This is a genomic window from Scandinavium sp., from assembly GCF_051650185.1.
Taxonomy (GTDB): Bacteria; Pseudomonadota; Gammaproteobacteria; order Enterobacterales; family Enterobacteriaceae; genus Scandinavium.
This window is the reverse complement of the sequence record NZ_JBOFIN010000049.1, coordinates 1-10,890: the sequence shown is the minus strand read 5'-3', so window position 1 is coordinate 10,890 and position 10,890 is coordinate 1. Positions and strand designations below refer to the sequence as shown.

Here is a 10,890-nt window from a genome sequence, read left to right as displayed (position 1 = left end):
ATAACCCGAAACCATCAGTGCCGGACAATGTGGCAGCTGCTGAGAAAAGTTCACCATTTTATGGAAACAGTCAGCCCATTCCCCGGAGGAAAACATGGTCAGGCAAAAGTGTAGCGGTATTAGGCGCAGCTATTTAGTTGTGAGGACGAAAATGTCTAATATCATGCGGTCAGTCTAGTTCAGAATTACACGTTATCATATGTATTTTGTTTACGGCGTAGGTTCGCAATAGCAGGCAACCGCGACAATGCCATTTCGCATCGTATACGTTACAAAAATGGCATTTTGATGCTAAAATAACACGTATACATTACGAAGAGGTGTTCATGAAGATAACCAAAACGATGACTGATCTTGCGATCAGTAAAGAGTTATTTAACCGCCTTGAAGTACACCGCCAAACGAGAGGTATGTCTCAAGAGGCTCTTGTGGATAGTCTCGGGATAAGCAGGCCCACCTATGCAAGGCTAGAAAAGGGGACTTGTAGCTTTGGCACTTTTATCGCTGTGCTTCGGCAACTGAATTTGCTTGAAGGACTTGATGTTCTGGTGCCTGAGCCAACAATTCGACCATCAGATATTATTGCGGGCAACTCAAAATTGAAGGTGAGAAATTTCCGTAGAGAGATTGGACACAATATTGCTCATTACCATGTAAGTGGATCTTTAAAGTCAAAAAAAGCAGCTCAGGGTAGTGTTAAAACGTTACTCGCAAACCGCAAAAAATTTAAGGTTGAATAATGATAGCTAACTCTTGTGAAGTGCTCTTTGATGGTATTCCTGTTGGGTATTTAGCATATATCGATGATAGTGGCTTTGCCACTTTCGAATATACAAAAGAGTGGCAGAATGACGGATTTAGTCTGTCACCAATCCATCTTCCCTTAAACAATCAATTATTCTCCTTTCCTGCTCTGGCATTCGAGACATACAGGGGATTGCCAGCTGCTTTTGCTGATTCATTACCAGACGATTTCGGTAACTCATTAATTAATGCCTGGTTAGCAAGGAAGGGTCAGGATAAATCACAATTTTTAGCGTTAGACCGTTTGCTTTATACCGGAACACGAGGAATGGGTGCGCTGGAATACCAGCCCACGAATAACAATCTGGAGGTTGATAGCCAACCCATTTTAATCGGCGAACTTGTTTCAATGGCCCAGAAAGTCCTGGATTCGCGGGATGAACTTCAGCTTAATGATTATGAAGAATCATCATTAGCTAAGTTGCTACAGATTGGCACCTCTGCGGGCGGGGCTAGGGCTAAAGCGGTTGTTGCCGTTAATGCTGACAGATCTGAGATACGTTCCGGTCAGGTAGAAGTTCCTGAAGGTTTCGAGCATTACCTCCTCAAATTTGATGGCGTACAGGAGCATAAATCAGATAAGGAGACGTTCGGCGATCCGAAGGGGTATGGCGTAATGGAATATGTATATCACCTCATGGCCAAGGATGTAGGTATTTCAATGTCAGAGTGCGAATTATTACGCGAAAAGAACTCCGATAGAGCGCATTTTATGACAAAGCGTTTTGATCGAGTTAATAACCAGAAATACCATGTTTTAAGTTTGTGCGGTATTGCTCATGCTGATTTCAGAAAACCAGGGGCATTTAGCTACGAGGAGTTGCTTGCAGTGTCTCGGCAGCTGGGATTGTCCAACAAAGAGCAAGAGCAAATTTATCGCCGAATGGTATTCAATGTCGTTGCGCGCAACCATGATGATCATACTAAGAACTGGTCGTTTATGGTTGATGATAACTTTAAGTGGACCCTTGCCCCAGCGTTCGATGTTGCGTGGAGTTTTAAAGCCGATTCCCCGTGGGTTAATGCCCATCAACTAACGTTAGCTGGAAAGCGAGATAAATTTGTTATGGATGACCTTCTTTCCGTCGCAAAACAGATCAGTGGCCTTCGTCCAAGCAAAGCGAAAAACATCATTGATGAAACCATACGTATTGTGTCTGGGTGGCGAGACTATGCTGAGGATGAGGGAGTACCAGAAGCACTGATTGAGAGTGTCGAGAAGTCACTCAGGATAAGCTGGTAATTCACACATACAGGTATGATTGCATCGTATACGTTACATATACGGATTTTTTAGGTATTTCTGTAATGTATTCGATGCGACGAGTGTATGCAGATGTTGATCTTGACCGACATATCCAGACAGCTGTTGTGTCTTAAGTTAACGATACTCGCTGCCACTGGTATTCCCTCGGGGAGTTATATCCCAGCGCACTGTGTGTGGTTTTCATATTACTGCAAGGTTTCGTAGCGTTGTTCTCGCATCCGGTTTTGCCATGAACGCGATATAGTCTTCCTTCATCTTCTTCACGAACTGAACCGTACTTGGTTTTCGGGGGACTAAACTTTTAGTAGTGAAGGGATACTCGAAATGACATCCAAACGAACCAACACTTAACGTGCTAATTTTTGCCAAGTTTACTATGAGAATAACAGCCTATCATTGCACTCTCATAGCAACGCTTTGTACCTCTTTTTCGATACAGAATCCTTTGGTGCGAAGTGCCTTTCTAAGGTTGAATGATCAATAGCATATGGAAAATAAGCATACAACTTTAATGTCATTTTCCGCATTAAGGATACAACTTTATTGTCACTAAACAGGAGTCACCTCATGATCGCAATTACCGGCGCTACTGGCCAGCTTGGCCAACTCGTTATCGAAAACCTGCTCAACACAGTACCTGCTAATCAGCTAGTGGCGATTGTTCGAAACCCGGCAAAGGCTCAGGCGTTGAGCGATAAAGGCATCACCGTCCGTCAGGGCGACTACAACGACCAGGCTTCATTGCAGGCTGCTTTGCAGGGCGTGGATAAACTGCTGCTGATTTCCGGGAGCGAAGTCGGCAAACGTGCAGAGCAGCATGGCAATGCCATCCGTGCGGCAAAAGCGGCTGGGGTGAAATTCATCGCTTACACCAGCCTGCTGCATGCGGATAAATCGCCGCTTGGTCTGCACGTTGAACACGTTGCCACCGAGAAAATGCTGGCCGAATCCGGTATTCCTTATGCGCTGCTGCGCAACGGCTGGTACACCGAAAACTATCTGGCCAGCGCGCCACCGGCTATCGAACACGGCGTGTTTATCGGTGCGGCAGGTGAAGGCAAAATCGCGGCTGCTCCTCGTGCAGACTACGCTGCCGCAGCCGCTAAAGTGATCAGCTCCGACGACCATGCCGGAAAAGTGTATGAGCTGGCGAGTGACACGGCCTGGACGCTCAGCGAGCTGGCGGCTGAACTCAGTAAGCAGAGTGGGAAACCTGTCAGCTATCAGAACCTGAGCGAAGCGGATTTCGCCGCAGCATTGAAAGGCGTCGGCCTGCCAGCAGGGCTCGCGGATATGCTCGCAGATTCTGATATCGGTGCGTCCAAAGGTGGCCTGTTTGATGACAGCCATACCCTGAGCAAACTCATCAACCGCCCGACGACACCGCTGGCTGACAGCGTCAAAGCCATTCTGTAAAAGTTAACGGTTGGTTAATTTTTGTGGCATCACCGTGGGCTATCTCCGATAATGACGGGATAGTTCACGGGAGGGTGTTGTGCAGGGCGTTCCTGAGCAGTTCATCGATGAAAGAGATTGTGCGAGCTTTCGCCATCTGCCTCACCTGCCCGGCGTGGAGCTTTATCACGCCCATATCTCACGCTACGCCTTTGAACCTCACACCCACGAAGCCTTCGGCATTGGCGCGATTGAGCTGGGTGCAGAGCGCTTTCGCTATCGCGGCACGCAATACGTGGCACCCGTCAATTCTGTCGTCACCATGAACCCCGATGAGTTGCACACCGGCGAAGCGGAAACCGCCGACGGCTGGCGTTATCGCATGGTGTATCTGGAGCCTGATCTGCTGGAAGAAGTCACCGGCATTCGTCACTGGTGGTTCAGCGATGTCTTGCGTCACGATGCTCAGCGCTCCTCGCAGCTGTGCCAGCAAATATATGGCCTCTGGAACACTGACGATCCGCTGGCGCAAAAAGGCCTGCTGTTAGAGTTGATTGATACGTTCCGACCTTTCGCTCGCCATGCCCCTCTGCATGCAGAAGCCGCACACCGCTTTGAACGGGTTCGAGATTATCTGCACGATAACTATATGCATGCCATGACGCTGGACGAACTGGCGGGCGTGGTGTCGCTTAGCCCGTACCATTTCCAGCGTCAGTTCAAAGCCCGTTATCACGTCACGCCTCATCAAATGCTGATGGCGATTCGTTTGTGGCGCGCCAAAGCGTTTCTGACGCGCGGTATGCCTGCGGCTGAAGTGGCCGCCGCAACGGGTCTGACGGATCAGTCGCACCTCACCCGTGCCTTCACTCGCCGCTACGGCATTACGCCTGTTCGCTATCAAAAGCAGGTTTTTCCGCGCTAATGCGCAACCTCATACAATACGCACCCCCGTCAGGCTTCCTACACTGCCGCCATCAACAAAGAAGGTATGAACAATGATGAGTGGTGTGCTGTACGCCCTGCTGGCAGGGTTAATGTGGGGACTGATTTTTGTAGGGCCGTTGCTGGTACCGGAATACCCGGCGGTGCTGCAGTCGATGGGCCGCTACCTGGCGCTGGGCTTGATTGCCCTCCCTTTAGCCTGGCTCGGCCGCGCTAAATTAAAGCAGCTAGCCAGACGAGACTGGCTCACCGCGCTGGGCCTGACGATGATGGGTAACCTGATTTATTACGTCTGCCTTGCCAGCGCTATTCAACGTGCAGGCGGGCCCGTCTCGACCATGATTATCGGCACGCTGCCCGTCGTTATCCCCATTTTTGCAAACCTGCTGTACAGCCGACATGACGGCAAACTCTCGTGGATGCGGATGGCACCTGCGCTGTTGTGCACTGCGACGGGGCTGGTTTGTGTGAACATCGCGGAGCTGAGCCATGGCCTGCCTGATTTCAGCTGGTGGCGCTACAGCACGGGGATTGGGCTGGCGCTCATCTCTGTGGCGTGCTGGGCATGGTATGCGCTGCGCAACGCCCGCTGGCTGCGCGATAACCCGGACAAACATCCGATGATGTGGGCCACTGCCCAAGCTTTAGTGACACTGCCTGTTTCGCTGTTGGGCTACGTCCTGGCTTGTTTATGGCTGAACGGCCATGAGCAAAGCTTCCCCCTGCCTTTTGGCCCGCGTCCGGCGGTGTTCATCACACTGATGATCGCTATCGCCGTCTTTTGTTCATGGGTCGGGGCGCTGTGCTGGAATATCGCCAGCCAACGCCTGCCGACAGTGATCGTCGGGCCGCTGATCGTCTTCGAAATATTGGCCGGATTGCTGTACACCTTTTTGCTGCGTCAAAGCTTTCCGCCCCTGCTGACGCTGACGGGCATCGCCCTGTTGGTTATCGGCGTGGTGATTGCGGTTCGGGCTAAACCGCAAAAACCGCAGCTCCAGTCACTCCAGGAAGACACGGTCAAATAATGCCGTATTCCTAAAGGGGTATTCCCTTACCTTAAAGATGCATTTAATATGCATCTTATATTTTCCACATGAGGTAACGGCTATGGCCCTTCGCGATCAACCTTTAGGTGAACTGGCACTCTCCATTCCACGCGCATCCGCGCTGTTCCGTAAGTACGATATGGATTACTGCTGCGGCGGTAAACAGACGCTGGAGCGCGCAGCGGCACGCAAAGAGCTGGATGTGGCGGTGATTGAAGCCGAACTGGCGCTGCTTGCAGAAGCCCCCGTGGAGAAGGAATGGCGTACCACGCCGCTCGCGGAAATCATCGATCATATTCTTGTGCGCTATCACGACAGACATCGTGAGCAGTTGCCGGAGCTGATTTTACAAGCAACCAAAGTGGAACGCGTTCATGCTGATAAACCTAACGTGCCACGCGGCTTGGCCAAATATCTGACAGCGCTGCATCAGGAGCTTTCCAGCCATATGATGAAAGAGGAGCAGATCCTGTTCCCGATGATCAAACAGGGCATGGGCAATCAGGCGATGGGGCCAATCAGCGTGATGGAGAGCGAACATGATGACGCGGGCGAACTGCTGGAAGTGATCAAGCATGTGACCAACAACGTCACGCCGCCGCCTGAAGCGTGCACCACATGGAAAGCGATGTACAACGGCATTAACGAGCTGATTGATGATTTGATGGAGCATATCAGTCTTGAGAACAATGTGCTGTTTCCCCGGGCTTTAGCGGGAGAGTGATATCTCCCCTCACCCCGGCCCTCTCCCCAAAGGGGCGAGGGTTAGGGTGAGGGGAAAAGCAACTACTTAGCTAACCGTTTCTTACCCGCATACAGCCAACCCGCACCCAGCACGACAAACCACAGCGGCGTGACAATCAGCGCCTGACGGGTGTCGTCTTCCAGCGTCAGCAGCACCAGCACGAAAACAAAGAACGCCATGCAGACCCAGCACATCAGCTTACCCAAAGGCATTTTGTATTTGGATGCCGCATGCAGCTGCGGGCGCTGTTTGCGATAGACCAGGTATGAACACAGAATAATGGTCCACACGAACATAAACAGAATCGCCGACACGGTAGTGATCATCGTGAACGCCGCGATGGCGCTTGGATTCACATAGAGCATCACCACGCCGCCCAGCAGGCAGATACAGGAGAAGGTCAGGCCTTTCGCCGGAACCGCACGCTTAGAAAGTTTCGCGAACGCTTTCGGGGCCACACCATCCTGCGCCAGGCCGAACAACATGCGGCTGGTGGAGAAGACTCCACTGTTGGCTGAAGAAGCCGCAGAGGTCAGCACCACAAAGTTGATGATGCTCGCCGCCGCAGGCAGCCCGACCAGAACGAACAGTTCAACAAACGGGCTCTTATCCGGCACCACTGAACCCCATGGGGTAACGGACATAATCACAATCAGCGCGAACACATAGAACATGATGATGCGGATTGGAATGGAGTTAATCGCGCGCGGCAGGGATTTCTCCGGATCTTTGGTTTCTGCCGCCGTGGTGCCAACCAGTTCAATCCCCACGAAGGCAAACACCGCTATCTGGAAGCCCGCGAAGAATCCACTGATCCCTTTCGGGAACCAGCCGCCGTCATTCCATAAATGGTCGAAAGAGGCCTGCACACCGCCTGGGGAGGTGAAGTGCGTCATCACCATCACCAGACCGACAATCACCAGCCCGACAATGGCGACGATTTTGATCATCGCAAACCAGAACTCCATTTCGCCGAACATCTTCACCGTGGCGAGGTTTAAGCCCAGCAACAGCAAGATAACCGCGAGTGACGCCACCCAGTCGGACAACCCGGGGAACCAGAACTGCGCATACGACGTGATGGCGACCACATCCGCCATCCCCGTCACCACCCAGCAGAACCAGTATGTCCAGCCGGTGAAATAGCCTGCCCACGGCCCCAGCAGGTCCGCGGCAAAATCACTAAAAGATTTATATTCGAGATTCGACAGCAGCAACTCACCCATTGCACGCATGACGAAGAAGAGCATGAAACCGATAATCATATAGACGAAGATTATCGATGGCCCCGCGAGGCTGATAGTTTTACCGGAGCCCATAAACAAACCGGTGCCGATAGCGCCACCGATGGCAATGAGCTGAATGTGTCGGTTGGTGAGATTGCGCCGTAGCGACTGTTCCGTCTCCGGTTCCTCAGAGGCGGTGACTTTTACCTGATCTACCATGTGATTTTCTTCCTGTTGTTCCTGTTGTGTTGTGCTGGCTCTTTGGCCATTGAATCCCTCTGTCGAGGTTTCATTTTTTAAGACTTATCGATAGTAGGTAAGAATCGGCGGGTTGAATACACTGAAATGGTTATTATGTTAATAAGATGTTGGAAGTGAGTGTTATATCACTCTGTTAACGCGAAACAGCTCACAAAAATACACTCACCGCTCATTAATGCAAGATTAAATGCTAACAAACTTCTGATTTAAGAATTTAGCGCTGATTTTATGCTCCCCTCCCGTTGCCGGGAGAGGATTCAGCGGACTTACAGGATTTCGATCAGTTCGACGTCGAATACCAGGGTGCTGAAAGGAGGGATGGACGCGCCAGCGCCACGCTCGCCGTAAGCGAGGTTATGAGGAATGGTCAGTTCCCATTTAGAGCCAACCGGCATCAGGGTCAGGGCTTCAATCCAGCCAGCGATAACGCCGTTAACCGGGAATTCAGCTGGTTCGCCACGCGCGACAGAGCTGTCAAACACGGTGCCGTCAATCAGCTTACCAGTGTAGTGAACGCGTACGCGGTCAGTACGAGCCGGGATAGCGCCTTCGCCCTGAGTCAGAACACGGAATTGCAGGCCGGATTCGGTGCTGCTCACGCCTTCTTTCTCACGGTTTTCTTCCAGATATTTCACGCCTTCCGCTGCCATGGCTTCAAAACGCTCACGACGTACCGCATCAGCACGCTCGTGGATCTCACGCAGAGCACGGTGCACCACATCTACCGGTACCTGCGGCTGCTTGCCTTCCAGCGCGTCCGCAATGCCCGCGACCAGCGCTTCTGGCAGCAGGCCCTGCAGGCCAGATTCGCTGAGCTGTTGTCCTACCTGCAGGCCAATGCCGTAACTCGCCTGGGCTTCAATGGTGTCAAAAGTCGGGGTTGCCATGGTCTTTCCTTTCATCGGATGAAAATCAGCGGGCAGCATATCAGCCAGGCCGCATTGGGTAAAACTTTGTCTCGGCAAAATAATGTATATACTGAGGGGCAAACAGGGAAACGCGGAGCAGGAGGTAACCCATGCCCGGGCGATTCGCACTAAAACCGACATTACAAAAAATCTGGCATGCTCCGGATAACATTCGACTGATGGACCCGCTGCCTCCGCTGCACCGTCGCGGTATCATCGCGGGGTTTGCCCTGGTCATTATCGGCTTTCTGCTTCCCACGAATGATAGCGTTACGCAGCCTGTAAGCCGCGATGCGCAGCTCGATTTGCAATCGCAATCTCAGCCGCAGCAGGGCAATCTGCAACAACCGCTGCCGCCGATTGTCTCTTCTCCGCCAGTCAACGATCCGGGCCAGGCTGCACCAGCCGCGCCGGAAGTCGTGCAGGAAGAACAACCGGACGATCAGCCTCAAGTTCAGGCTCAGGTTCAGACTCAACCGCAGTCCACGTCAGAAACAGCGCAATCCTTACCGGGCATTGAGCAGCAATGGCGTTCCTATCGGGTTGAGCCGGGCAAAACGCTGGCGCAGCTGTTCCGCGATCATAACCTGCCCGCCACGGATGTTTATGCGATGTCAAAAGTGGAAGGTGCCGGTAAGCCGCTTAGCTCACTGCAAGCCGGGCAGATGGTTCAGGTGCGACAGAATGCCAACGGCGTGGTCACAGGCTTAACCGTCGAAAGCGGTAATGGACAGCAGGCGCTGTTCACCCGTCAGGCCGACGGAAGCTATATCCGCGTCCGATAAGTTTTCGCCCGGCGGCACTCGCGCTGCCGGGCCATCCATCACTCACTGCGTTTGTTAACCCACCAAATCCCCGAACACACCAACACCAGCGCCACCGCATACTTCCACTCCAGAATATTTTCCCCAAGGAAAATGCCTGAAAGCACGGTTCCCGCCACCGGGATCACAAAGTTGAAAGGCGCAATCATGCTGACACGGTTGTACTTCAGCAAGGTACTCCAGAGTGCAAAGGCCACCGAAGAAAGCAGCGTCAGATAGCCCAGCACAGCCACCGATTCAACACCATGAAACGTTAACGAGCCACCGCTCAGATAGCCACCCGCCACCAGCACAGCGCCGCCAATGCCCAGCTGCCAGCCGGTCATCACAGTAGGATCAACGGTTTGTGATATACGTTTGCCATAAAGCGTTGCGGCAGAAAGGATAAACGCCGCCAGTACCACAAACCCATCGCCCTGCCAGACAAAACTGAAGTCCATCAACGAATGGCTGAAGTTCACCAGCATGACGCCAGCAAAACCGAGGATACACCCGAGCGTTTTGTTGTAGCTCAGTTTGTCATTCTGATAAATGAAGTGTGCCAAAAGTACGCTGAAGAACGTGCCGGTGGCATTCATGATTGACCCTTTCACGCCCGTAGTAAAAGCCAGGCCAATATAAAAAATGGCGTACTGGATAGACGTTTGCGTGAGGCCAAGCAGCGTCAGTTGGCCAAACTGACGGCCGCTAAGCCTGGCAATCGGTTTGCGCTGTGCCATGGCAAACAACAGCAGAAGTAGCCCGGCGAAGAGGAAGCGATAACCAGCAAAGATGATTTTCGACGGAATATCGTCCGTCGCTATCTGGAAAATTTCATAGCCATTTTTAATGGCGGGATAGGAGCTTCCCCACAGCAAACAGCAAAGTGTAGCGCCGAGGTAGACAACATTCTTACGGGTAAAAAGCGGGGCGGGTGTAACCATTTCCATTACTGACACCTGAATCAAAATAGCGTTTCAATTCATTATCCGTAAATGGCAAAGCAATAGCTACCATACAAGTGAAAAGTTGCGATGCAGAAAAGCAAAACGCCGGCACAGGGCCGGCGCTTCGTCGTTATTTCAGAGTAATGAATTACTCAGCAACAACGTTTACTACCAGTTTAGCGAACACTTCGCTGTGAACCTGGAAGTCCACTTCGTGCTCACCAGTGGTACGCAGAACGCCGTTCGGCAGGCGAACTTCGCTCTTAGCCACATCAACACCAGCAGCAGTAACTGCATCAGCGATGTCGCGAGTACCGATGGAACCGAACAGTTTGCCTTCGTCGCCAGATTTAGACGCGATGGTAACGGTGCCCAGTGCGTTGATTTTCTCAGCGCGAGCGTTAGCAGCCGCCAGAACGTCAGCCAGTTTGGCTTCCAGTTCAGCACGACGTGCTTCGAAAAACTCTACGTTTTTCTTAGTAGCAGGAACAGCTTTACCCTGTGGAACCAGGAAGTTACGAGCGTAGCCCGCTTTAACGT

General features: G+C 52.0%; 11 protein-coding genes and 2 pseudogenes. 8 read left to right on the top strand and 5 right to left on the bottom strand.

The genetic code is table 11. The features are described 5' to 3' along the window. The 3 genes and pseudogenes from ACRCWW_RS06060 to ACRCWW_RS06050 all read left to right on the top strand — a co-directional run. Nucleotides 1-114 (top strand): annotated as a pseudogene (locus ACRCWW_RS06060) (IS630 family transposase); the annotation flags it as partial. Nucleotides 115-326: 212 nt separating this feature from the next. Then, nucleotides 327-740: a helix-turn-helix transcriptional regulator gene (locus ACRCWW_RS06055; protein WP_438681603.1), complete on the top strand. Its 414-nt coding sequence runs from the start codon at nucleotides 327-329 to the stop codon at nucleotides 738-740. After that, entirely contained in the window at nucleotides 740-2,047 is a 1,308-nt protein-coding gene (locus ACRCWW_RS06050; protein WP_438681602.1) for a type II toxin-antitoxin system HipA family toxin, read from the top strand. Before ACRCWW_RS06055 ends, ACRCWW_RS06050 begins: the two co-directional genes overlap by 1 nt. A gap of 133 nt (nucleotides 2,048-2,180) precedes the next feature. On the opposite strand, the pseudogene ACRCWW_RS06045 reads toward ACRCWW_RS06050, so the two are convergent. Next, a pseudogene (locus ACRCWW_RS06045) lies at nucleotides 2,181-2,386 on the bottom strand (IS3 family transposase); the annotation flags it as partial. 252 nt (nucleotides 2,387-2,638) lie between these two features. On the opposite strand from ACRCWW_RS06045, the gene ACRCWW_RS06040 reads away from it, so the two are divergent. From ACRCWW_RS06040 to ytfE, 4 genes are all read left to right on the top strand, one after another. Continuing rightward, complete coding sequence (locus ACRCWW_RS06040; RefSeq protein ID WP_438681601.1) at nucleotides 2,639-3,487, top strand: SDR family oxidoreductase; 849 nt, start codon at nucleotides 2,639-2,641, stop codon at nucleotides 3,485-3,487. Nucleotides 3,488-3,566: 79 nt separating this feature from the next. Further along, nucleotides 3,567-4,391 carry an AraC family ligand binding domain-containing protein gene (locus tag ACRCWW_RS06035; RefSeq protein ID WP_438681600.1) on the top strand — a complete coding sequence of 275 codons (825 nt, stop codon included), beginning with the start codon at nucleotides 3,567-3,569 and terminating at the stop codon, nucleotides 4,389-4,391. Between the two features lie 73 nt (nucleotides 4,392-4,464). After that, nucleotides 4,465-5,439 (top strand): DMT family transporter, encoded by a 975-nt coding sequence (locus tag ACRCWW_RS06030; RefSeq protein WP_438681599.1) that lies wholly within the window; start codon nucleotides 4,465-4,467, stop codon nucleotides 5,437-5,439. Between the two features lie 82 nt (nucleotides 5,440-5,521). Beyond that, nucleotides 5,522-6,184 (top strand): iron-sulfur cluster repair protein YtfE, encoded by a 663-nt coding sequence (gene ytfE, locus ACRCWW_RS06025; RefSeq protein WP_438681598.1) that lies wholly within the window; start codon nucleotides 5,522-5,524, stop codon nucleotides 6,182-6,184. 62 nt (nucleotides 6,185-6,246) lie between these two features. On the opposite strand, the gene cycA is transcribed toward ytfE, so the two are convergent. Both cycA and fklB read right to left on the bottom strand, forming a co-directional pair. Beyond that, nucleotides 6,247-7,650 (bottom strand): D-serine/D-alanine/glycine transporter, encoded by a 1,404-nt coding sequence (gene cycA / locus ACRCWW_RS06020; RefSeq protein WP_438681597.1) that lies wholly within the window; start codon nucleotides 7,648-7,650, stop codon nucleotides 6,247-6,249. A 308-nt stretch (nucleotides 7,651-7,958) separates the two neighbouring features. After that, nucleotides 7,959-8,579, bottom strand: coding sequence for an FKBP-type peptidyl-prolyl cis-trans isomerase (gene fklB, locus ACRCWW_RS06015; RefSeq protein ID WP_404659150.1), 621 nt, complete (start codon nucleotides 8,577-8,579; stop codon nucleotides 7,959-7,961). Between the two features lie 131 nt (nucleotides 8,580-8,710). On the opposite strand from fklB, the gene ACRCWW_RS06010 reads away from it, so the two are divergent. Next, nucleotides 8,711-9,385, top strand: a complete 675-nt coding sequence (locus ACRCWW_RS06010) for a LysM-like peptidoglycan-binding domain-containing protein (RefSeq protein WP_438681596.1) — start codon at nucleotides 8,711-8,713, stop codon at nucleotides 9,383-9,385. 38 nt (nucleotides 9,386-9,423) lie between these two features. On the opposite strand, the gene ACRCWW_RS06005 is transcribed toward ACRCWW_RS06010, so the two are convergent. Together ACRCWW_RS06005 and rplI are read right to left on the bottom strand one after the other, a co-directional pair. Then, nucleotides 9,424-10,353 carry a DMT family transporter gene (locus ACRCWW_RS06005; RefSeq protein ID WP_438681595.1) on the bottom strand — a complete coding sequence of 310 codons (930 nt, stop codon included), beginning with the start codon at nucleotides 10,351-10,353 and terminating at the stop codon, nucleotides 9,424-9,426. 145 nt (nucleotides 10,354-10,498) lie between these two features. Then, the coding region (rplI, locus tag ACRCWW_RS06000; RefSeq protein WP_438681594.1) for a 50S ribosomal protein L9 at nucleotides 10,499-10,890 on the bottom strand (392 nt) is incomplete at its 5' end.